The sequence below is a fragment of the bacterium genome, assembly GCA_030018315.1.
GTDB lineage: Bacteria > Hydrothermota > UBA3073 > JACQXS01 > JAGMCI01 > JASEGA01.
Window position 1 is genome coordinate 11,607 of record JASEGA010000012.1, and the last position, 21,974, is coordinate 33,580.

Consider the following 21,974-nt stretch of genomic DNA (forward strand, 5'->3'; position numbering starts at 1 on the left):
GCTACTCGATCAAATTTTAATAGATTAAACACTTTTTTTAATTTTTTGGATTTTAAGTTTTATAGATATATTGAAGAAAACTGGAAAAAAGGTATTAAGACGAAGTGCTTCACATGGCTTCCTTCAGCCTGTCTATTTTCCACGAGTTAAGTAAAAAAATAACAGGACTCTTTTCAAGCTTTGCAGTATGCTGTGCATTTACTTTTTTACCTATATGTAGCACTTCTTCACTACCTACCTCAAATGTTAGTTTTACAGTAAATTCGGGCTCAAATCCCTCTTCTTTTGAAAACCCATCTGCTCTTAGATTTGATAAAAGGGCTAAAATTTGGTCAATCTTTGCTGTTTCAATAGGTTTACCATCTTTTATCCATAATGTGTCAAGACTTTCAATCTTTTGACCGTCCAAATCTATTTCTCTTAACTCATTTTTATTAAATGAAAGTATAGTATGGTCACGCCAGTCATCTGGTCGTTTATTAACTATATACTTTGATAGCCCTTTTGACAAATACACCTCAGATTTAGGAGGTAATCTAATCCACCAATGTTCAAAGTCGCTTGCCATTTTACCAAGGATTATCACAGCTGTGTCTTTTCCATAGCAAACTTTGACTTCAGTTCCACTCTCATCTACTCCAAAGTCTGCATACTTTTCAGTTCGTTTTGAGATTACCTCGCCAATCTCTAAATCTTTCAATCCTTTAATTAGGCGGTTAAATGCAGCTGTATCAACTGCATACTCAACAGGTAATTTAAGTTGCCACTCTCTGCCTGTCTTCTCAAATACACATAAGGTATCTTGTGCTTTAATTTCTATGTACTTAATTTCCTTGTTAGTAAATGGCTTTACTACTTTTGGTCTCTTTTGGATTCCTGTATAAATAAAGGCAATCGCTACAAGGACAATAAGGACAACTAAAAGTATCTTTAGGGACTTAAATTTCATACACTCTCTTTTCTCTTCTCCTCCATCTTATAAGCCCGACAGCAATTAGAACTATAGATGGGACTAAAGTATCAATCCACCTCACAGCCTTTTTACTGCCTTTTGATATATTCCGTAACGGTCGCTCAGATACACCTTTTGACCTTATAGCAATAAGAGCTTCATCTTGTGCAAGCCAATCAATTGTATTCAAAAATAATGCAATATTTGATGGGCTTGCATACATTGGTTCAATACATTTTGAAGTCCCAACAACTATGAATCTCGCTGGCTCATTAGCTGTAACAGCTAAATTAAATGGTCCCTTCTCCTCATTCGGCATAGGTACGTATTGCTGGAGTGGATGTAGAGACCTTATCTCCTTACGGAGCCAGCTTTGCTTTGATGACCACGCAATTGGAGTACCTCCCGAGACTGGCGATACAAATGGAAATACTACACTTTCAAGTTCCCGTACTATTGGGTTGCTCTTGTCAAAGTTTGTCACCTTAGGGAAGAATGGATATGGAACAAAGTTTTGTATTGTAAAGAAGCCACGTTGTTGTGTAATTCCTACGAGTTGATTCTGATAATCTAATACTAATCCATCTTTAACCTCTATACCATATCCTAAAAGTAACGATTCAAGTCCTATCCTCACTTGTCTACCATAGAATCTTTCAAGGTCAACAGCTACATGGTCAATGAAGAATGCACAAGTCCCACCTTTATCAATAAATTCCTTTAATCTTTGTGTAGCAGTATCACCAAATTCCTTCTTTGGTCCCAGAATGACAAGACCTGTAATATCTCCAGGAATAGTCTCCTTCTCAATATCTACCTCAGTTAAGTTGTATTGTTCCATCATCTTTTGTTTTAACCTATCATGTAACTCAATTTCTTCATGTCCTTTTGTAAAGCCAATATTCTTCTTAAAGCCTATAGTCAATTTTCTAATTTTGCTTGAAATATCATACTCAATATTACCAATGTTCTCAATAACAGGCATTATTTCTTTCTTATCTCCATATAAAATGACCAATCCCATATACCCCTCTTTTATACCATACTCACCCTCTTTTACCTCTGTAAACTGCAGTGGATAAATACCTGCACGTTGTGCCTCAATCTTTTTATCACGCTCAGTTGGGTCGATGAACTCAACTCTCACTTTGCCATGAGATTCAGCTTTATACTCAGCTAATAAATCTCTTGTATACTCACTGCGTATATTATAAGGGTAGGGTAACTTTTTTGTCATATATGCACGTACTAAAACAGGATCCTCTAAATTTCTAACCATTTTTACTGATGCTTTTGATAGCGAATAAATGTTACCATGAGTAAGGTCGAGGCGTGTAAAAATGCGATAAGAAATAAAATTGACAACAACTACTATTCCAAGTATTACCCCAACAGCTGCTCCTGATACGACTCTATGTTTCGCTTTCCTATAGAAATAAAAAGTGAAAGATAAAAAGAAACTTACCATTGATAAGAAGTAAATTATATTCCTTGAGTCAATAACTCCACGTGCAATAGAATCAAAGTGGTAATCTATCCCTAAGTATTGAATAATTGAGACAAACGGAGTAGGGACAACTGGTAAAATTTTGCCAAGTATAAAGAACAAGAAGCACAATACAAAACTAATTATAAAAGCTGCTATTTGTGACCTTGTAAGTGATGATGCAAATATACCGATGGCACAAAAACTTGCCACTATAAAGATAAGACCAATGTAAGATGCGATAACAACACCCCAATCAATTGGTCCTACAATAGCGACTGAAATTGGATAAATAAGTGTGCATACAATACCGCAGACAAGTAGTGTTGCAGCAGCCAAATATTTACCAGTTATAATCTCCCAATCTTGTAATGGCATAGTAGATAATATTTCAACTGTACCTAACTTCTCTTCCTCAGCTATGAGACGCATTGAACTTGCCGGAATAATAAACAGTAAAATAAGAGGTGCAATATCAAGGAAACTGTTTATCGTAGCCTGGTTAGATAAAAATAATCCAGCTACAAAGAACCATCCAGATATTGCAAGAAATGCTATAAGTACAATGTAGGCAATAGGAGAATTAAAATAATCCCTGAGCTCTTTAATAAATATAATCCGTGTATTTCTCATTTTATTTTTCAGTATTCTGTAAATTCTCTCCTTTTTAGTCCTGTAAGGTCAAGCCTTCCACTTTTTGGGTCAAGTTTTATTTCCCATCCCTTCATAGTTCTTGCACCTATAATAACATCTATTTCCCTGTCATCAATGTTTCCAAGTTTCTCAACCAAGTATGCTTCTATCAAAAAGAGCGTCTAACTTTTTGCCATCAATCTCAATTTTTGTTATTATCCTTGACATTATTCCTTTGTTAGCTCTCTAAACACATCTTCAAGTGATGTCACTTTACGATGCATGTCAATAATTATCCAATTGTTAGTAGTGCAAAGCTTAAAAATTGCCTCCCTTGGGTCTGTGTCTGGCTTTGTTTCAATTTCATACCTTATTATCTCTCCTTCTTCACCAATTACATCTATTCTCTCAACCCCAGGTGCATTCTTCACACTTTGTAAGATAGCTTCTTTTGGTCCCTTAAGTGCAAGTTCAATAACTTCTCTACCCCTTGCTATTCTATACAGCTCTTCTCTTGGTGAATCAGCTACAATTTTGCCACGATTTATAATTAAGATACGTTTACACGTAGCTTCTACTTCGGTTAGCCTATGAGTGGATATAAAAACTGTCTTCTCTTTACCAAGTTCCTTGATAAGTTCCCTCACCTCTATTATCTGATTTGGGTCAAGTCCCTCAGTTGGCTCGTCCATAATCAAGATTTCAGGGTTATGCAATATAGTTTGCGCAAGTCCTACCCTCTGACGATACCCTTTTGAAAGTCTACCTATTGTTTGACCAATAACTTCATAAATCTTACATACCTCAATTACTTCTTTAATTCTTTTCTTTGTGTTAGTGAGACCTCTCAAGCTACTGATGAATTCGAGGTACTCAATCACTTTCATCTCATGATAAAGTGGATTATTTTCTGGCAGGTATCCTATTTTACTCTTTGCCTCAATAGGCGACTCCTCAATATCAAAGCCTGCAATCCTGCAGCTTCCATTAGTTGGTGGAAAATATCCTGTTATTACTCTAAGTGTAGTAGTCTTACCTGCTCCATTTGGACCGAGAAAGCCTACAATTTCACCACGCTCAATTTTAAAGGATATATTATCAACAGCTACAAAGCTATTGTATTTTTTAGTTAGATTTTTGACCTCTATCATTTTTAGCTATTATACTTGGCTCTACTTCCATTGTCAAGAAAATTTAAATTTAATTTATGTTGACTTTAAATATAGTATTAGGCTATAATATTGAATATAAATAAAATAATGATTAAGGTGGTTCCTAAAAAGTTCTTTTTAACTTCAGGAGTAGGTAGAGACAAGGATTACATTATGAGCTTTGCAATTGCACTTGAAGATGCCGGTATTGGCAAATTCAATCTTGTAAAAGTATCAAGCATTATACCACCCGGCTGTGACCTTATAAGCAAAGATGAGGGCTTAAAGCTTTTATCTCCGGGTCAAATTATTCACTGTGTTTTAGCCGAGAATACTACTCAAAAAGCTGATGAACTAATCACTGCTGCCTTAGGAGCGGCAATTCCAGCCTCTAAAACTGAAGTTGGCTACTTTTTTGAGTTTACTGATTCAGGCAAAACCAAAGAAGAGACTGGTATATATGCAGAAGGATTGGCACGCTCAATGGTTTACAAAACTTCTGGCCTTTCTATAACACAGAGTCTAAATATAGCCTGTGAGGCAAAAGGAGTTAATTCACTCTGGACTACTGTAGTTGCAGTAGCAGTGTATATATTCACATAGTGATATGACATCCAATATCAATAAAATTATTATTTCTATCGCTTCTCTTTATAGCTAAAACAGATGATAAATCGCAATAAATTTCTTTTATGTATTCTTTGTTTTGCACTTTTTCTCTATATTTTAGCACTTAATCCTAAAATAGTAGGTGAATTGCAAGATGATGGTGCATATATTTGGTCTGCATATTGTTTAACCATCGCGAGGAGAATCTGGTCTCACCTACATTTTAGACTCGGTTTTCCTGCCCTCTTAGTGCCTATTTTAAAACTATTTCCCAAATTTCCACAAAACATAATTCCATTAAAAGCAGTTTCTACTGGAATGACAATTCTGTTCCTCATTGTTGTTTACTTTTTTTTAAAAAACTGTAATTATACAAGTAAAAATAATGCTTTGTTAACCACATCTTTAACAGCTATAAACCCTGGTATACTCAACTTTTCTGTCCAAGTGATGACAGAGATGAGTTACTCCTTGTTTGTTGTACTCGCTTTTATGTTTACAGAATTAGAGACAACTTACTCCTCTACTAAAAATAGATTTAATATCCTGTTATTTTTAGTCCCTCTGTTTAGTGTGTTTTCATTCCTAATAAGGAGAATTAGTATGTTTCTGATTCTATCCATTATAATTTATTATCTTATTATAATCTTATTATAAGAGTAAAGCTTAAGAGGAGTATACCCATTTATCTTTTGATAATTATTTTTATGTCACCATGGATTTGGTATACCTTCACACAAAAAATTCCTATTCCTATATCAGAATTTTGGTTTAAAAATCTTGAACATAAGGAACTTGGCACAATTAGTGCTCTTGACTTAATTATACGGGTAGGCAATAACTTATGGTCTGTTGCTACAAGAGGTATAGGTGGAATTATATTTCCATTTTCAATAAGTAGAACTTTTCTGAATATGACTACAATTATGAAAATACCTTTTCTATACCCACTTTTTCAGTTTATTTTCTCATCCATTGCTATTTTTGGATTCTTCTATTCCTTTCAAAATGCAGGACACAGAATGCATGACGCAAAACTCGGTCTCTCTGGCTTTCGTCTTTTACATCTTTACATCATTTTCTATATATGTATTGTCCTTATCTGGCCCTCTCCGCCTCATAGGTCCTTAGTTACACTAACTCCATTTATTTTTTATTATTTTATTTATGGAGTGCAACAACTATGTTGTTGTTCGCAGAATCCTGTGGACATGCAAAATCACAGATTTTGCACTCCAAAGCTATATTTTTACGTGTTCATCGGACTTATTATTACCTCCTCATTAAAGCGTGATATAGGTTATATTTACGATGTCCATAAATATGGACATGAAGGCGGCAAGGAGGCTGGTTTTGTATGGAAAGAGAAGGAGCATCTATATAAATGGATAAGAGAAAATACACCCGCTGATGCAGTGTTTGTGACACTCTACGATATTCAGTTACATTTATATACTGGTAGAAGGACTATACGTAAATTAGATAGCATAGATATAATATTAAAAGCTGACTATGTAGTATTAGTTCCTTATGGTAGTATCTATGTGCCGGGACGAGACCTATCACTACATTATTTTTTACCAATTTTAGAGAAATATCCTCAAAAATTTGAGTTAGTGTATCACACTATTCATACTTTTATATATAAAATTGTAAAATAGAAAAAATAGAAAGCTAATGTATATGGATGTTTTATTAATTAATCCTCCCTGGTATAAGAGAAAGGGTAACATATGGAGAGGAATAAATCCTATCTTACCACCTCTCGGATTAGCCTACATAGGCTCTTTTCTTGAAAGAGAGGGAGTAAAGGTAGAAATTTTAGATGCCCAAGCTGAAGGATGTTCTGTTTCTAAAATATATAATAAATTAAAAACTATGAAAGGAGTTCCCAATTTTATTGGCATAACTGCTACTACCAGCACAATTGGTAATGCCTTAGATGTCGCTCAGATATGTAAAACAATTTACCCAAAATCTAAAGTTATATTAGGAGGAGTGCATCCAACAGCCTTACCGGATGAAGTAATGAAGGATGAGAATATCGATTATGTAGTCCGAGGAGAAGGTGAAGCGACTTTTTGGGAAATAGTAAATGGGAAAAAAGAGGAAGAGATTTTGGGCTTATCTTATAAATCAAAAGGAAGTGTATTTCACAATATTGATAGGCCTGTTTTTAAATGCTTAGATGATTTACCATTCCCAGCTTACCACCTTTTGCCAATAGAGAAATACCGTCCTGCCATAGGAGCATATAAGCGCCTGCCTGCAATGAGTATGCTCACTACACGAGGTTGTCCTGGTCATTGTACGTTTTGCTTTGGCAATTTTCTTGGAGAGAGAACACGCTATCGATCAGCGAGGAATATTGTCAACGAAATTAAACTACTTCAGAGCGGTTATGGGATAAAAGAAATTTCTTTCTATGATGATGTATTCACAACCTTTAAAAGTAATATTCAGGATTTGTGTCGTCTTATAATAGAAGAAAATATTGATATAACATGGTCATGTTTTTCACGAGTAGATTTTGTGGATGAAGCAACTCTCAGGTTAATGAAAAAAGCTGGTTGTCACCAGATATGCTATGGGATTGAGTCGGGAAACGAGCAGATACTGAGAAATATCAAAAAGGAAACATCATTAGATAAGGCTAAAGAGATTATTGCATTAACTAAGTCGATAGGTATAGAGACAAGGACCTCATTTATGTTTGGAAATCCGGGAGAGACAGAAGAAACAATGAGAGAGACTATCAATTTTGCTGTCTCTCTTGAGCCCGATATAGCAATCTTCAATATTACTACCCCTTATCCAGGCACAGAGATGTTTCTCTGGGCTAAAGAAAAAGGCTACCTCAAAACCACAGATTGGTCCAAATACGACCTTTCTCAATCCATACTAGAACTTCCAACAGTGAATAGCAAAATAGTTGAATATTATTACCATACAGCTTACAAAAAGTTCTATAGACGAGTAAACTATTTACTTAAAAGACTGTGCAGAACACAATCAGTTAACGACTTAAAAATGGATTTCCAAGCAGCTTGGACAATGTTTCTCCAATTTTAATAGATGTACTCTGTTGATAACTATGCTTATGAGGTATTGAAGGCTTTTACGTTGACACGTAACTATACTAAATGGATTCTTAATATGATAAAGCCTTATTTAGGGAATAGAATTCTTGAAGTTGGTTGTGGAATTGGAAATCTAACTAAAGAGCTTAAAAATTATGGTCAATTGGTAGGTATAGATATATCTTCATACTTTATTCAGCACATAAAGATAAATTATCCTGACTTAGAATTTCATAAGTTTGATATTACTGATATCAATGTTCTCTCTCTTAAAAACAAAAGTTTTGATACAATTGTCTGCGTTAATGTGCTTGAACATATCAAAGATGACTGTAAAGCTTTAGTAAATATGTTTGAATTACTTCAGCCTAAAGGGCACCTTTTACTTATGGTCCCAGCTATCCAATGGGCTTATGGGACAATGGATATTAGGGTTGGACATTGGCGACGATACAGCAAAGAAGAACTGAACGATAAGCTGAAGCAGTCGGGCTTCTATGTAGAAAGGATATTTTTTTATAATTTAACAGGATTATTTAGCTGGTTTGTGAACAGCAGGATTTTGAAAAGGAAGCAATATCCAATACTTCAGACGATGTTATTTGATAAATTTTTGCCCCTATTGGTAGGAGTAGAAAGAATAGCTAATCTTGCCTGTCGGCAGACAGGTCTTCCAAAATAGGAATGTCTTTAATAGCAATGGGACAAAAAGGTTAAAGTAGAAAAAATGCAACTCTCAATAACAAAGAATATTGTCAGGAATACTGTATTTAATATAATTGGCCATTTTTGGGGAATAATAGTGGGCTTTTTACTTATTCCCTACATCATTCATTACATAGGAGTACAGAAATTTGGCATATGGGCAATTGTAGGAGTGATAACAGGCTATTTTAGTTTACTTGACCTTGGAATCGGTACCCCTATTGTAAAATATATAGCTGAGTTTTACACTAAAAGAGAAGATTTAAAAATAAATAAACTCGTAAATTCAGGACTTGTTTTCTACCTCGGACTATCCCTATTTATTATTGTTATCGGTTTTAGTTTTATACAGTATATACTTGGTTTCTTTAATATCTCTCCTGAACTTGAGGGCGATGCTATATTTGCACTCAAAATAGGGTTGATTAGCTTTGCAATTATAAACATATCCAGTGTTTATAGGGCTATACAGGTAGGGTTACAACGTATGGATGTATCAAATAAAATTGATATTGTGATTTCTGGTTTAAACATCATTGGCACTATTAGTTTTTTGGAACTTGGTTATGGATTTAGGGGACTTATGGTGAACATTGCTTTGGTAACAACAGTCGCTGGAATAGTAAATTTAATTATTGGATATAAGATTTACCCAGCCCTTAATTTCAACCCTTTTGCAATAGATAAAACAATTATTAAAAAACTGATTAGTTTCGGAACTAAACTGCGTGTGATTAATATAGCCTGCCTTATTAATGATTCACTTGATAAACTACTTATCGGTCATTTCTTATTAATGGGACTTGTCACATTTTACGAACTTGGGCAAAGGGTTGTATACAAAGCAAGAACCTTCTTGGCTATGTTTACATCAGCAGTAATCCCTGTAGCCTCTGAGCTTGATGCCTTACAAGACGAAAGGAGGCTGCAAGAGCTTTATATTAGGGGATTAAAGTATTTGAATTTTTTGTTATTTCCTATTATGGGATTTATATTTGTTATAGCACCTGTCTTTATGTTAGCGTGGATGGGACTGGGCTATACTTTATCAACAAGGGTAATACAAATCCTTGCAGTAGTTATGCTCCTGAATATTCAGACTGTAATGGGATACCACATTGGTATAGGAATTGGAAAAGTAGAAATACAAGTAAAGGCGTATCTACTTGCAATGGGTTTGAACTTTTTGTTTTCTATCCCTTTGATAATAAAATACGGATTCTTTGGCACAGTGATTGGTACTGCAATAGCACTATTTATTGGTTCGCTTCTGTTTATTATACGGTTTAATAACTTCTTGAAAATACCATTTAATGGTTTCATTAAGCGAACTACAATAGTGCCACTGATTGCGACTCTGGTATCAGGAATAATAACCTACGCCCTATTATACATTTTGGGTCTCTATAGCTTAAGTCTATCGAGGTTGACAAATTTATGTATATGTGGGGTGAGTGGGCTCATTTTTTTAGGAATTTACACACTTATCGTATTGAAGTCAAATTTTTTAGACGACTATGACAAGGCTATTTTAAAGAACTTATACAAGTTGGCAGCATAGAGTATTTCAGATAAAATGAAGATTTTATATGTTACATCAACTTATGGTAAAGGAATAGGAGGGAAAGAGAACTATGTATACGAAATTTCGCAAAGAATTGCAGAGGAACACCAAGTGCGAGTTATAGCAAGATTTAATGAACCTGTTGATTATTTTCAATCTCTAAAAAGATTTACTGCTTGTTCTAATACTATAACCTATATGGATGGAAATGTTGGGGTAAATACTTTTGGTTTACATTTTTTTGAGAAGCTATTGCTTTTACCCGTATATAAACTGCACTTTAACTCAAACACGCAATCCTTAGCTATATGGATGTATGATAGAGTGTGGAACATAAGACTATTGCCGTTTATAGAGTGGGCAGATATTGTAGAATTCGATGGTGTAGGATTTGAATTATTAGGATTTAGTGTTGCATTAGTTTGTAATAAATTAGCAAAACCATTTATAGTTTTGCCTCATATTCATCACAAAAGATGGGGTGATTCTTTATTAGATATAAAATTATACAAAATGGCAAACGGAATTATAACAAAAACTAATTACGAAAAAAATCTACTCGCTTCGTATGGAATAAATGATAAAAAAATTTATGTTGTACCATCCGCCCCTATACTTAATAAAAATTACGATCCAGATTATTTTAGAAAAAAATACTCTATTAATGGAAATATGATTTTATTTGTTGGAAGGAAAATAAAAAGCAAAGGATATAATGCAATGCACTCTTCTACTGAAATTGTGTGGAAGGAATACCCCAATACTTATTTTGTATTTGTAGGTCCTGGTAAACCAATAATTAAAAATGACAAAAGAATCATTGAATTGCTTCCTATTAATGGATTCGAAAAATCCAGTTCCTATGCCTGTTGCGACGTTTTTTGTATGCCCTCCTATGAGGAAGCATTTGGTATTGTGTATACTGAAGCGTGGGCAATGGGTAAGCCTGTTATTGGTGGAGATATTCCAGTATTGAGGGAAATAATATGTGATGGAGTTGATGGTTTACTCGTAAGACAGGAGCCCAAATCTATTGCTGATGCAATAATAAAGTTATTGAAAGATAAAAATTTAAGGGAAAAGATGGGCAAGTTAGGTAAAGAGAAGGTGGATAGATATTTTACATGGGATAAAATTATCACTGAAACAGAGAACCTTTATAAACAGTTACTTATTAATAAGACAAAAAATAGTGTATAAATATATGCAAAGAAGTCTTGAATATTGCGATTATAAGAGTCCTTATATATGATTACTGAAAAGATTATATGTATCTGTGGATGTAGTGAATACAGTGAAATCCTTAAAGGATACTATAATAGACGTGGCATTTCTGACTATCCGTTTACACTATTGAGGTGTAAAAGTTGCAGGTTAGTACGCACTTTCCCTATCCCTGAGGTAAACTATGAATCTATCTCACGAGATACGCAAGCCCATTTAGAAGATGAGAAAACTTGGAGAGAGATTTCGAAGGGTGAAATTCGTCGAGTGAAACAATATGTGAAAGTAGGTAAATTATTGGATATAGGGTGTAATATCGGATTAATGGTTAAGGAGACAGAAAAAAGAGGTTTTGACGCTATTGGTATAGATATAGATGAGAAGGCTGTTGAAATAGCAAGACGAGAAAGCTGTAATGTAAATATTGGTGTGCCAGAAAGCATGAACTTTCTTAATAATGAATTTGATGTTGTTTTGATGAATCATGTGTTAGAACATATTCTCGATGTCAATTGCACACTTAGAGAGGTGTATAGAGTTCTAAAACCCGGTGGCTTACTTTTTCTAAATGTCCCAAATTATGCAGGCTTAATAGCAAGAATGATGAAAGAAAGATGGTTAAGCCTCTGTCCTGATGAGCATGTCTGGCAGTTTGAGCCTAATACATTATTACCACTTCTCGCTTACAGATTTGAGATTGTAAATATCCGGACCAGTTGCCTTGAACCACCTTCATCTCCCAATTTATTCAGGGGCTGGATTAAGAAGTTGATAATTTACTTCCAACTTCTTATAAATAAATGCGATGAGTTAAGAATAATTGCAAAAAAGCCACACCATGGCCAAAAAAGATGAAAAATAGACTTCTTTTATACATTCTTGCTTTTGCACTTATTATTTATATTTTTGCACTTAATCCTAAAGTAGTAGGTGAGATATACGATGATGGAGTGTATATCTGGCTTGCAAAGTGTCTCATCAATGGAAAAGGCTTTCCATCTCCCCGCTATCCAATAGGTTTTCCTGCTATCCTGTCTCCTATTCTAAAGCTATTTCCTCAATTTCCACAAAACATAATTCCATTAAAGTCTGTCTCTATAATTATGACACTTTTATTTCTTGTAAGTGTTTACTTTTTTTTAACCAACTGTGATTATACAACTAAAAATACTGCTTTGTTAATTACTCTTTTAACAGCTATAAATCCTGGCATACTTAGCCTTTCTGTTCAAGTAATGTCTGAGATGAGTTATTCCCTATTTGTTATACTTGCTCTTATGTTTACAGAATTAGAAACCACTTACTACTCTACTAAAAATAGGTTTAATATCTTGTTATTTTTAGTTCCTTTGTTTGGTGTGTTTTCGTTTCTAACAAGGAGAATTGGTATATCTCTAATTTTATCTGTTGTAATTTATTATTTTATAAAAGTGAAGCTCAAGAGGAGTATACCTATCTATTTTTTGCTAATTATTTTTATGTCGCCATGGATTTGGTATACACAGACACACAAAACTATCGGTTATATACCGGAATTCTGGTATAAGAATCTCGAACATCTAAGTTTAGGAACAATAGGCATTTTTGACTTAATTATAAGGGTAGGCAATAATTTATGGTCTGTTATTACAAGAGGTATAGGTGGAATTATATTTCCGTTTTCAATAAGTTGGACATTTCTAAATATGACTACAATTATGAAAATGCCTTTTCTATATCCACTTTTACAACTCATATTTTCATTAGTTGCCATTGTAGGATTCTTATATTCTTTTAAGAACTTAAGACTCAAAACTCAAAGCTCAAAACCTATTCTCGGTGGTTTTCGTCTTTTACACTTTTACATGATCTTTTATACAGGGATTGTCCTTCTCTGGCCATTTCCACCTGATAGGTTCTTAATTCCGCTAACTCCATTTATCTTTTATTACTTTATTTATGGAGTGCAACAACTATGTTATTGTTCGCAGAATTCTGTGGACATGCAAAATCGCAGATTTTACACTCCAAAGTTATATTTTTACGTGCTCATTGGACTCATTATAATTTCTTGCTTAAAAAGGGATATTGGTTATATTTATAATGTTCATAGATATGGACATGAGGGAGGTAAAGAGGCTGGTTTGTTATGGAACGAGAAAATGATAGCTTACAAATGGATAAAAGATAATGTGTCTCCTGATGCAGTATTGGCATCGCTTAATAATTATCAGGTCAATTTATACACTGGACGGCAAACTATACGAGTATTGGATAATATAAATGATGTATTAAAAGCGGACTATGGAGTTTTAATTCCTTATGGGAGTGTAATTACACCAGGCAAAGATTTATCACTGTCTTATTTTTTACCAGTCCTCAAAAAGTATCCAAATAGATTTGAGCTTGTGTATAAAACGACTGATATTCAGATATACAAGGTTAAATAATGAGAATTGCATTAGTGTATAACATTCCGACAGGTGGTGCTGTGGTTACTACCTATGAGTTAGCACATGAACTATCTTTTATTATCAATTTGCAGTCAGTTTTTATGTTTGAACTTTCTTGTCAAAAGCCGTCATGGTTTATGGTAGAATTTTTGATAAAGAAGTTTTTGGTAAAGTGAGTATAAAATGTTTTGACCTTTTATCTTTGTATTGGATTTTGAGTTTGGTATGCGTATTGGGATAGATGCACGTGTTTTACAAACTCCACTCTTGTATAGAGGAATAGGTGTCTATACTTACAATATAATTAAGAATTTGCTTCACTTATATCCTGACGAAGATTTTGTTTTCTATATTTTTAAAGGTAAACCATATCCAGGTATTATTAAAGATTATGAAAAGGTAGGTCTTAAGAGATACTCTCGTTACAACTGGTTCTGGCAGCAATTTATAGAGTTCAAAACCAATGTGGACGTCTTTCATTTTACTCTCGGTCTTGGACCAAGTTTAGAACTTGTAGTTCCTATCTTTCAACCATGTAGGACTGTGGCAACTGTATACGATTTGATTCCACTTCATCTCACTGATTCTTGGTCGCTTTACTTATCGCATTCAAAAGAATTCAAGTTACAACGCTATTCTATAAGGAAAGTCAAGCAGATAATTACAATATCTTATTGGTCGAAGTCTGATATTATTAACAAATTAAGAATTTCACCAGATAAAATCAAAGTGATTTATCCCGGGGTTGACCGTGAGATATTCAAGCCTCAACCTTTTAATCATTCTATAATTCGTGAGAAATATAAAATTGACAGCAAATTTATTCTAACAGTAGGCGAATTTACTAATAAGAATTTGAAAACATCTCTCTGTGCATACATAAAAATAAGAGAAAAGGGGTTAAAATTTGTAATCGTTGGCAGTGAAGCGAATTGCTCAAGCGATGTAAAACAACTATTGAAAAATTCAACTCTAAAAGGTGAGGTTATATTCACAGGTGTAATATCTGATACTGACCTTGCCAATCTTTATAGGGCTGCTTTATTGTTTCTATTTCCTTCGTTGGTGGAAGGTTTTGGGTTACCTCCACTTGAAGCTATGAGTTGCGGTTGTCCTGTAATCGCTTCCAATAGCACAGGTATCCCTGAGGTAGTGGATAGGGCTTGTATTCTTGTGAATCCAGAGGATGAGGAATCTATAATAAAAGCGATGACCAGTCTTATTTATGACAATAAACTAAGAGAAAATTTTATAAAAATGGGGCTTGATAGGGGATCTCAATTCTCATGGAAGCGTGCAGCTGAGGCAACATTTAGGACATATATGGAAGTTTACAATAGTTAGCATATTTAAAGATTTAGTTAGCCTCATGGTCTTTTATTAAGCGTAATGGCTCTAATGAAGCTTGACAAGATTTAAAAATAGAGTATAATAAAAAATTATGAGTAGTATTTCTGTTGTAGTTGCTACATATAATGAAGAAGAAAATATTGAAGATTGTTTAAAGAGTGTAAAGTGGGCTGATGAAATTATTGTAATAGATGACTGCAGTACAGATAAGACTGCAGACATTGCTAAAAGATACACAGATAAGGTTATTGTAAGGAAACATGAAGGACCTGAAGATGCATGGGAGGAGAATAAAAACTATGGCTTTAGTATTGCTACTGGGGACTGGATATTGATTCTTGATGCAGATGAGAGAGTGCCTCCCGAGCTTGCGTCCGAAATAAAGAGTATAACTGCATCAAATCCTGAATATAATGGATATTGGGTAAGGAAAAATGAATTTTATTTTGGTATACAATTAAAACATATAGCAGGAGATACTGTTGGGCTACGTCTTTTTAAGAAAGGCAAAGGTAAATTTACTTGTAAGCGTGTACACGAACAATTATTAGTTGAAGGTAAAGTTGGCATTTTAAATAATCCAATGCTTCACTTTGCACATCACGACATTTCCAGCTTTATTTCTTCTACTAATAAATACACTACATATGAAGCTGGATATTTATTTAACGCCGGAGTAAAAACTAACTGTCTTAAGATGGTAGTGACGTCGCTACGGTATTTTTACTTCCTCTTCTTTAAGAAACGCGGCTTCTTAGATGGACAGGGTGGCTTTATAGCGGCTGTCTTGAAATCATTCTATCAGTTTGTAAAACACGCAAAATTGTGGGAGCTGTATAAAGATGCTAAAAATATGAACCACAGATGAACACTGATGAGCACGGATACTTTTAATTTTACCCGTGTTTATCCGTGGTTGCCAAGATAAAATGAACAGCCATCTCCTTTACGAAGATATTACAGGTGATATTCTTGATTCTGCCTTTGAAGTACATAATGAATTGGGCTGTGGATTACTTGAGAAGGTTTACGAGAACTCACTTGCTTGGGATTTAGAGTTAAAAGGGAAGAAAATTGAGAGACAAAAAGGATTTAGAGTTTTCTATAAGAAGAAAGAAGTCGGTACATACATGGCCGATCTTGTAGCGGATGAAAAAGTGATAGTTGAGGTTAAATCTGTGGATAGGATTACAAATGTCCACCAAGCACAATTATTGAACTATCTGCGAATTTCTAAATGTAGAGTTGGATTGATACTAAATTTCTCTAAGCCTAAGTTGGAGTATAAAAGATTAGTTGTTTAAAAAACGATGAACACAGATACTTTAAATCTGTGTTTACCCGTGTTTATCTGTGGTTTCAAAAGAGATTCAGGTAAAATCTGTAGTTATGGGGGCTGATATTAAGATAAGTGTAGTTGTTCCTACATTTAATATGAAAGATAGCTTAAAACTACTCATTGAGTCATTGGAAAACCAAACATATCCAAGAGATAACTTTGAGATAATTGTGTGTGATGATGGCTCTACTGATGGGACAGCTGAATTAATGATTGAATTATGTAATAAATATCATAACCTGAGGTATTTAAAGCAGGAACATAGGGGCGTTTCCGCAGTGAGGAACCTTGGAATTAAGCATTCCAAATCCAACATTATTGCCTTTACTGACGCTGATTGTGTAGCTGACCCAAACTGGCTTGATGAGATATCAAAATTTAGCAATTCAGCCGACTTTATTGGTGTGTATGGGCCTGTAAAAAGTCCAATATCAAGGTATGAGCCATTTATTCACATAATAAATACAGGAGAAGGTACAATAGCTGGTTGTAATTTAGCACTCACTAAAACAGTGCTTGATAGAGTTGGCTATTTTGACCCTATTCTTATATTTCCATGGGCTGATGATTGGGATATAAGGTTTCGAGTAGAATCAGTGTGTGGCAAAATAGTATATAATCACAGAATGAAAATATATCACTCTGTAAGATATAACTCTTTTCCAAAGATTGTTAAGGGCGCTTCTTTTTTCCGCTACTTTGCATATTTAAATAGAAAACATCCCGGATTACTTGCTACCGTTGCGTATACTGACCGTATCTTATTCCGTGCACTTGTAAAAACTTATCACATAGTAGTTTTTTACTTACTCCCAATCCCATTTAATTTCCTCATAAGACTCCTGATTGGAATAGGCATATTCTGGATATTTGACTTCTGTCGTTTACAGAGAATAAGATTGAGGCTTAAAAAATATAATATAAAAGTAAGAGCAATTGACCAAATATGCCATGTAATTTTTAACTGGGCGCTGGACTACCTAATAGGATTTCATATTCTTATTGGCTTTGTCCAATTCAATCTAACAAGACGGACGCGAGGGTAATAATTTACTAAAATTTAGGATGAGAATCCTTGGAATTCATTTCGGGCATGATGCAACAGCATCTCTAATTGACAATGGACACATCTTAGCAGTAGTTGCTGAAGAGCGCATTACAAGGAAGAAACACCAGTCAGGCTTTCCTATATTCGCTATTAATGAAGTATTACGATTAAGTGGTTTGTCTTCTACTGATATAGATGCTATTGCTATAGCAGGCTTAAATCCTGTAACAGCTTCATTGAAGGCTGCTCTATTAAGCCTTTATAAAAAGGAATTTTTAAAATCTTTTATTCTTCTAAAAAGTGCATTAGGATTTGCAACAATAAGAAGAAAATTTATCTCTCATAGGTTGTTTATGAAGCCAATTTATTTTATTGAGCATCATATTTGCCATGCCTCTTCAGCTTACAGAACTTCTGGTATAGATAAAGCACTCATCTTAACAGTGGATGGCTTTGGAGACAGTATATCCTCTACAGTAAATATTGGTGAAAATGGTAACATATGTAGAATAGCTCATACTGGTGAAAATGATAGTATCGGTTTATTCTATCAAGCTGTGACTGAGTCTTTAGGTTTTATTCCTTTAGAAGGAGAGAATAAAACTATGGGATTAGCTGCTTATGGAGACCCTAATCCCCTATATAGTTTTATGTCTTCAATAATAGATTATGATAAATTATCCTTTAGGTCCAAAATAAAGTGGACTTTCAGGTCAAACACTGATATAGAATGGCCTTCTATTAATGAAAAGTATATATTTGTTGATAAACTTGCTACCAATAGGAGAGAGGATCTTGCATCAGCTTGTCAAAAAAGGCTTGAAGATGTAGTAGTAGAGTTTGTTAAAAATGCTATTAAGAAGACAGGAATTAAAAACATCTGTGCTGCTGGTGGTGTATTTTTGAATGTAAAGGTAAACAAAAGGATTATGGAAGAGACTGGGGTTGATGATTTTTATATCTTTCCTGACGCTGGTGATGGTGGCACTGCATTAGGGGCAGCACTGGAATTGCACCATCGGCTTTCCGGCAAAACCTTCACAGGTAGACTTAGCCATGTTTACTATGGAACAGAATACACAGAGAACGAAATAGAAGATGAGCTAAAGTTCGCAAATGTAAATTATACCAAAGTAGAGGATATTGCAAAAACCGTTGCAATAGAACTTATAAATGATAAGGTAGTGGGGTGGTTTCAAGGAAAAATGGAGATGGGGCCACGAGCACTCGGAAACAGGTCTGTCTTATCAGACCCAAGGAATTGCGAGGTTAAAAATAGAATTAATCTATATTTGAAGAAACGCGAATGGTTTGTCCCATTTGCTCCATCTATATTAGCAGAATATGTAGATGAATTCTTTATTAATTATAGAGAAGCTCCATTTATGGTAATGGCTTTTGATGTGAAAGAAGACAAGAAAAAATTAATTCCTGCAGTAGTTCATGTGGATGGGACTACAAGACCACAAGTAGTTAGAAAAGAAGTTAATCAATTGTATTGGAAATTAATAACCGAATTTTACAAACTTACAGGTATTCCTATGGTGTTGAACACCTCTTTTAACAAACATGGTCTACCAATAGTCAGATCACCAAGAGATGCTATTGAGCATTTTAAAGCAGGCTGCGTAGACATATTAGCTATTGGTAATTACATTGTTAGTAAGTAGAGATAATAAGTTATTTAGTCTCCTGTAAATAATGCAAAAAGTTAATTGTACTTGTAAGAGAGAAATAAGAAAGGTTTGCATAATTTCACCAGTATTTCGTCCTATGGTTGGTGGTGTAGAGGACTATTCTTACTTTTATACTAAAACTCTCTCAAAATACTTTGACACTTATATAATTACATCAAAGTGTATTTCTCGTGGTAAAAATATATACCCTTTATTTGATAAATTTACCGTAACAGAATATGTAAAACTTATAAGACTAATCCAAAATATAGCTCCAGATATTGTGCATATTCAATACACTGCATATATGTACAAATGGTGGCGATTCAATTTTTTACTCTTCTTATTAGGGTGCAAGTTTTTAACAACTGCTCAAATTGTAATCACTCTCCATGAGCTTTACGACCCTTTATTCTTTTCGTCTACGAACTTCTTTATAAGCATTATTCAGCGATTAAAGATGCCTTTCATAATAGCTATTGCAGATAAAGTAATTGTTACAGCAAACTCAAGATATAGAGCAATAAGTAAACTGTTTTCTTATAAAAGACGACGCATATTTCAAGTATTTATTGGGTCAAATATACCACTTGCGAAATCTACCCTTCCAATTTCTGTAAAAGATACAATCCGAAGTAAGTATGGGATAAGTCAAAATGAAGCTATACTCTCAATTTTTGGCACAGTCAACTGGGATAAAGATTACGAAACTTTATTTAAAGCAATTAAGAATGTAAATTATCCGCTAAAGCTTCTTATTATTGGTAAAATTTCTAATGACAGTAGATACTATAACCTTAAATTATTAGCTAAAAAATTGGATATAGAGAAAAACATAGTATGGACCAATTTTGTAAATTGTAATGAAGTCTCATTATTGTTAAACTTAAGCACTATTTATGTAATTCCGTTAAAAACTGGTCTCTCTGGCAGGCATACTACTTTTCCTGTAGCATTAGAGCATAGCTTACCAGTGATAACTACAAAAGGTAAGGATACACCACCATTTTTAATAGACCACAAGAATGTGCTATTCACCAATATTGGTGATAGTGATGCATTAAGAGATACAATAGAAGAGCTTATAAAAGATGAGAATATAAGAAATGAAATTGGTATGGCGGGCAGAAATCTATTTGAAAAATACTATTCTTGGGATAGAATAGTGGAAGAGATGGTAAAAGTTTATACAGCAAATTAATCGGGTAAAAAGATAATGCAATTCTTGAAGTCATATCCTATTATTGGGGCAAAGAGTTTTAAGAAGGTTATCGTTGTTCTTCTAATAGGATTACTCATTTATTTATTTAGTAGAGGGATAATTGAGAATGATGTCAGATTACTATTTATAACAACTTTAATTTTTATACTTGGTGCTTCTTGTCTTAGGCTATATACAGGTGTGATTTCAATCCTTTTATACTTACCGTTTATGGCATTTATCCGCAGATACATTTATCAGTTTAATCCCTACATTGGGTTAGATCCAATCTTAATTGTCTATGATGCCTTTGTTTTATTTATGCTTTCATATTTTTTAATTTTTGAGAATACCAAACTTTACAGCTATTTTAAGAAAAGTAAACTTGTCCGTTGTGTTACGCTACTTCTTTTCCTTTTCATTTTTCAAATATTTAATCCAATTCAGGGTAATATATTTGTTGGATTAGGTGGTATTAAATTTCATATTATTCCTTTGCTATTTTTTTATTTTGGCTTATTTTTTCAAAATGGTAGGGAAGAAACTATCTGGCGAATTATTCTCATTGTTGGGACTCTTGTTGCAATATATGGAATATATCAGGTTTACTTTGGATTTACTGGTTTTGAAGAATACTGGATACAACATGGTGGTTACGTAGCACTTAAAATAGGTGAGCACATGAGGCCATTTTCAACATTTTCAAACAATCAGGAATATTCATTATACTTGTTGATTTCTGGCATATTTGCTATTGGTTATATGTTTATTAAAAAGCCTTTTAATTTATTTATGTTAGCTCCTTTTGGTACAATGTTCTTTGCGTTGTTGGTTATAGCTGCAAGGGGCAGTGTTTTTGCTATCCTCTTTGGAATAGCATTGTTTTTTGCACTTGGGACTAAGAATTTTCAAAAGACTGTAGTACTGAGTTTGATATGCATTGTTATTTATGTAGTAATAGCATGGGCTACAAGTGTTCCATGTATTATAGAGGGACCTGTTCCTGTGGGTAAAATTAAAACATTACTTGCCCATCTATTTGCTGGAATTTTTGATCCATTTGGTAAAGGCTCAACTCTTCTTGCACATCTAATCCAATATGTGTATGCTTTACAATTTGCATTTTTCTCCAATCCTTTTGGGACTGGGTTGGGTGCTGCAACGCTGGCTACAATGAAGTTTGGCGGTACTGTAGATATAGAGGGCTATATTCCAGCACTCATTATGAGTAGTGGACTTTTAAGTATAACCTTGTTTATTTTAATAATTTACTATACAATAAAAATAGCATTCTATTTGTATAGGAAGAAGGGCGACCCTGTATATAGAGCCATAGTTTCTATTATGGTAATCACTTTTATTGCAGGTGACTTGACACTATATAGTGTAGGACCAATTATCTGGTTCATAATAGGGTGGGTAGCAAAGGAGAGCTTGTCTCAACAGGAGGATAAAAATAAAAAAATGATGAATGGCGAATGACGAAAAGAATAAAGAAATAACTAATGACGAATAAAAACAAAG

At 34.0% G+C, this 21,974-nt stretch carries 20 protein-coding genes; 16 read left to right on the forward strand and 4 right to left on the reverse strand.

Annotated elements, in window-relative coordinates; genetic code table 11:
• Positions 1-109: 109 nt before the first annotated feature.
• The 4 genes from QMD71_05165 to QMD71_05180 are packed head-to-tail and all read right to left on the reverse strand — an operon-like array spanning position 110 to position 4,222.
• Positions 110-949: a DUF4340 domain-containing protein gene (locus QMD71_05165; GenBank protein ID MDI6840220.1), complete on the reverse strand. Its 840-nt coding sequence runs from the start codon at positions 947-949 to the stop codon at positions 110-112.
• A complete protein-coding gene (locus QMD71_05170) occupies positions 939-3,071 on the reverse strand; it encodes a Gldg family protein (GenBank protein ID MDI6840221.1) in 2,133 nt (710 codons plus the stop codon). Before QMD71_05170 ends, QMD71_05165 begins: the two co-directional genes overlap by 11 nt.
• 8 nt (positions 3,072-3,079) lie before the next feature.
• Positions 3,080-3,244 carry a hypothetical protein gene (locus QMD71_05175; protein ID MDI6840222.1) on the reverse strand — a complete coding sequence of 55 codons (165 nt, stop codon included), beginning with the start codon at positions 3,242-3,244 and terminating at the stop codon, positions 3,080-3,082.
• A 54-nt stretch (positions 3,245-3,298) separates the two neighbouring features.
• Positions 3,299-4,222, reverse strand: coding sequence for an ATP-binding cassette domain-containing protein (locus tag QMD71_05180; GenBank protein ID MDI6840223.1), 924 nt, complete (start codon positions 4,220-4,222; stop codon positions 3,299-3,301).
• A 111-nt stretch (positions 4,223-4,333) separates the two neighbouring features.
• On the opposite strand from QMD71_05180, the gene QMD71_05185 reads away from it, so the two are divergent.
• The 16 genes from QMD71_05185 (at position 4,334) to QMD71_05260 (ending at position 21,932) form a co-directional block, all read left to right on the forward strand.
• The gene (locus QMD71_05185) at positions 4,334-4,825 is read left to right on the forward strand and encodes an arginine decarboxylase, pyruvoyl-dependent (GenBank protein MDI6840224.1); all 492 of its coding nucleotides are present in this window, start codon (positions 4,334-4,336) and stop codon (positions 4,823-4,825) included.
• 713 nt (positions 4,826-5,538) lie between these two features.
• On the forward strand, positions 5,539-6,492 hold the full coding sequence (locus QMD71_05190) for a hypothetical protein (GenBank protein ID MDI6840225.1): 954 nt from the start codon (positions 5,539-5,541) through the stop codon (positions 6,490-6,492).
• A gap of 22 nt (positions 6,493-6,514) precedes the next feature.
• Positions 6,515-7,903: a radical SAM protein gene (locus QMD71_05195; GenBank protein ID MDI6840226.1), complete on the forward strand. Its 1,389-nt coding sequence runs from the start codon at positions 6,515-6,517 to the stop codon at positions 7,901-7,903.
• A 3-nt stretch (positions 7,904-7,906) separates the two neighbouring features.
• The gene (locus QMD71_05200) at positions 7,907-8,593 is read left to right on the forward strand and encodes a class I SAM-dependent methyltransferase (protein ID MDI6840227.1); all 687 of its coding nucleotides are present in this window, start codon (positions 7,907-7,909) and stop codon (positions 8,591-8,593) included.
• A gap of 45 nt (positions 8,594-8,638) precedes the next feature.
• On the forward strand, positions 8,639-10,177 hold the full coding sequence (locus QMD71_05205) for an oligosaccharide flippase family protein (protein ID MDI6840228.1): 1,539 nt from the start codon (positions 8,639-8,641) through the stop codon (positions 10,175-10,177).
• A 15-nt stretch (positions 10,178-10,192) separates the two neighbouring features.
• Positions 10,193-11,380 (forward strand): glycosyltransferase family 4 protein, encoded by a 1,188-nt coding sequence (locus tag QMD71_05210; protein ID MDI6840229.1) that lies wholly within the window; start codon positions 10,193-10,195, stop codon positions 11,378-11,380.
• Positions 11,381-11,428: 48 nt separating this feature from the next.
• Positions 11,429-12,259 (forward strand): class I SAM-dependent methyltransferase, encoded by an 831-nt coding sequence (locus QMD71_05215; protein ID MDI6840230.1) that lies wholly within the window; start codon positions 11,429-11,431, stop codon positions 12,257-12,259.
• Positions 12,256-13,833, forward strand: a complete 1,578-nt coding sequence (locus QMD71_05220; protein MDI6840231.1) for a hypothetical protein — start codon at positions 12,256-12,258, stop codon at positions 13,831-13,833. The genes QMD71_05215 and QMD71_05220 overlap by 4 nt, the downstream gene beginning before the upstream one ends.
• On the forward strand, positions 13,833-14,012 hold the full coding sequence (locus QMD71_05225; GenBank protein ID MDI6840232.1) for a hypothetical protein: 180 nt from the start codon (positions 13,833-13,835) through the stop codon (positions 14,010-14,012). Before QMD71_05220 ends, QMD71_05225 begins: the two co-directional genes overlap by 1 nt.
• A gap of 49 nt (positions 14,013-14,061) precedes the next feature.
• Positions 14,062-15,180, forward strand: a complete 1,119-nt coding sequence (locus tag QMD71_05230; GenBank protein MDI6840233.1) for a glycosyltransferase family 1 protein — start codon at positions 14,062-14,064, stop codon at positions 15,178-15,180.
• A 97-nt stretch (positions 15,181-15,277) separates the two neighbouring features.
• Positions 15,278-16,054: a glycosyltransferase family 2 protein gene (locus QMD71_05235; protein ID MDI6840234.1), complete on the forward strand. Its 777-nt coding sequence runs from the start codon at positions 15,278-15,280 to the stop codon at positions 16,052-16,054.
• A gap of 34 nt (positions 16,055-16,088) precedes the next feature.
• Positions 16,089-16,490: a GxxExxY protein gene (locus QMD71_05240; protein MDI6840235.1), complete on the forward strand. Its 402-nt coding sequence runs from the start codon at positions 16,089-16,091 to the stop codon at positions 16,488-16,490.
• Between the two features lie 49 nt (positions 16,491-16,539).
• Complete coding sequence (locus QMD71_05245; GenBank protein ID MDI6840236.1) at positions 16,540-17,571, forward strand: glycosyltransferase; 1,032 nt, start codon at positions 16,540-16,542, stop codon at positions 17,569-17,571.
• Between the two features lie 19 nt (positions 17,572-17,590).
• Positions 17,591-19,243 carry a carbamoyltransferase C-terminal domain-containing protein gene (locus QMD71_05250; GenBank protein MDI6840237.1) on the forward strand — a complete coding sequence of 551 codons (1,653 nt, stop codon included), beginning with the start codon at positions 17,591-17,593 and terminating at the stop codon, positions 19,241-19,243.
• A 31-nt stretch (positions 19,244-19,274) separates the two neighbouring features.
• A complete protein-coding gene (locus QMD71_05255; GenBank protein ID MDI6840238.1) occupies positions 19,275-20,450 on the forward strand; it encodes a glycosyltransferase family 4 protein in 1,176 nt (391 codons plus the stop codon).
• Positions 20,451-20,465: 15 nt separating this feature from the next.
• The gene (locus QMD71_05260) at positions 20,466-21,932 is read left to right on the forward strand and encodes a hypothetical protein (protein ID MDI6840239.1); all 1,467 of its coding nucleotides are present in this window, start codon (positions 20,466-20,468) and stop codon (positions 21,930-21,932) included.
• Positions 21,933-21,974 lie beyond the last annotated feature (42 nt).

Coding starts and splice junctions, on each gene's coding strand:
- QMD71_05215 (MDI6840230.1), top strand. CDS start 11,429: ATGATTACTGAAAAGATTATATGTATCTGTGGATGTAGTGAATACAGT.
- QMD71_05260 (MDI6840239.1), top strand. CDS start 20,466: ATGCAATTCTTGAAGTCATATCCTATTATTGGGGCAAAGAGTTTTAAG.
- QMD71_05205 (MDI6840228.1), top strand. CDS start 8,639: ATGCAACTCTCAATAACAAAGAATATTGTCAGGAATACTGTATTTAAT.
- QMD71_05250 (MDI6840237.1), top strand. CDS start 17,591: ATGAGAATCCTTGGAATTCATTTCGGGCATGATGCAACAGCATCTCTA.
- QMD71_05220 (MDI6840231.1), top strand. CDS start 12,256: ATGAAAAATAGACTTCTTTTATACATTCTTGCTTTTGCACTTATTATT.
- QMD71_05235 (MDI6840234.1), top strand. CDS start 15,278: ATGAGTAGTATTTCTGTTGTAGTTGCTACATATAATGAAGAAGAAAAT.
- QMD71_05210 (MDI6840229.1), top strand. CDS start 10,193: ATGAAGATTTTATATGTTACATCAACTTATGGTAAAGGAATAGGAGGG.
- QMD71_05225 (MDI6840232.1), top strand. CDS start 13,833: ATGAGAATTGCATTAGTGTATAACATTCCGACAGGTGGTGCTGTGGTT.
- QMD71_05165 (MDI6840220.1), bottom strand. CDS start 949: ATGAAATTTAAGTCCCTAAAGATACTTTTAGTTGTCCTTATTGTCCTT.
- QMD71_05190 (MDI6840225.1), top strand. CDS start 5,539: ATGTCACCATGGATTTGGTATACCTTCACACAAAAAATTCCTATTCCT.
- QMD71_05200 (MDI6840227.1), top strand. CDS start 7,907: ATGTACTCTGTTGATAACTATGCTTATGAGGTATTGAAGGCTTTTACG.
- QMD71_05180 (MDI6840223.1), bottom strand. CDS start 4,222: ATGATAGAGGTCAAAAATCTAACTAAAAAATACAATAGCTTTGTAGCT.
- QMD71_05255 (MDI6840238.1), top strand. CDS start 19,275: ATGCAAAAAGTTAATTGTACTTGTAAGAGAGAAATAAGAAAGGTTTGC.
- QMD71_05195 (MDI6840226.1), top strand. CDS start 6,515: ATGGATGTTTTATTAATTAATCCTCCCTGGTATAAGAGAAAGGGTAAC.
- QMD71_05230 (MDI6840233.1), top strand. CDS start 14,062: ATGCGTATTGGGATAGATGCACGTGTTTTACAAACTCCACTCTTGTAT.
- QMD71_05170 (MDI6840221.1), bottom strand. CDS start 3,071: ATGAGAAATACACGGATTATATTTATTAAAGAGCTCAGGGATTATTTT.